The organism is Paraburkholderia fungorum, assembly GCF_046027605.1.
Taxonomy (GTDB): Bacteria; Pseudomonadota; Gammaproteobacteria; order Burkholderiales; family Burkholderiaceae; genus Paraburkholderia; species Paraburkholderia fungorum_F.
The window spans coordinates 1-844 of the sequence record NZ_JAQQEF010000088.1; the positions used below are offsets into that span (position 1 = coordinate 1).

The window sequence follows — 844 nt, forward strand, 5'->3', positions numbered from 1 at the left end:
CCACGACTACCTGAAGAAAACCCTGACCGCGCGCGTCTACGACGTGGCCCGCGAGACCGAACTCGAACGCGCGCCGAATCTGTCGGCACGGCTGCGCAATCCGGTGTATCTGAAGCGCGAGGACAACCAGCCGGTGTTCTCGTTCAAGGTGCGCGGCGCGTACAACAAGATGGCGCATATTCCGGCGGATGCGCTCGAACGCGGGGTGATTACCGCGTCGGCGGGCAATCATGCACAGGGCGTGGCGCTCTCGGCGGCGCGCATGGGCGTGAAGGCGATCATCGTCGTGCCGGTCACCACGCCGCAGGTCAAGGTCGACGCGGTGCGCGCACATGGTGGCGCGACCGTCGAAGTCGTGCAGTTCGGCGAGTCCTACAGCGATGCGTACGGGCACGCGGTCAAGCTGCAGGAAGAGCGCGGCCTGACCTTCGTCCATCCGTTCGATGATCCCTACGTGATCGCCGGGCAGGGCACAGTCGCGATGGAGATCCTGAGCCAGCATCAAGGCCCGATCCACGCGATCTTCGTGCCGATCGGCGGTGGCGGTCTCGCCGCGGGCGTCGCGGCGTATGTGAAATCGGTGCGCCCGGAGATCAGGGTAATTGGCGTGCAGACCGACGACTCGTGTGCGATGGCCGCCTCGCTGAAGGCCGGCGAACGGGTGACGTTAAACGAAGTCGGGCTGTTCTCGGACGGCACCGCGGTGAAGCTCGTCGGTGAAGAAACCTTCCGCCTGTGCAGCGAATATCTCGACGACGTGCTGCTCGTGAATACCGATGCTTTATGCGCGGCGATCAAGGATGTGTTTCAGGACACCCGCAGCGTGCTTGAACCCGCCGGCGCG

The 844-nt window shown here is 64.7% G+C and carries 1 protein-coding gene; it reads left to right on the top strand.

Features of this window, described 5'->3' with window-relative positions; translation table 11 throughout:
- On the top strand, window positions 1-844 hold an 844-nt coding region (ilvA, locus tag PQR53_RS38855), incomplete at both ends, for a threonine ammonia-lyase, biosynthetic (RefSeq protein WP_408465890.1).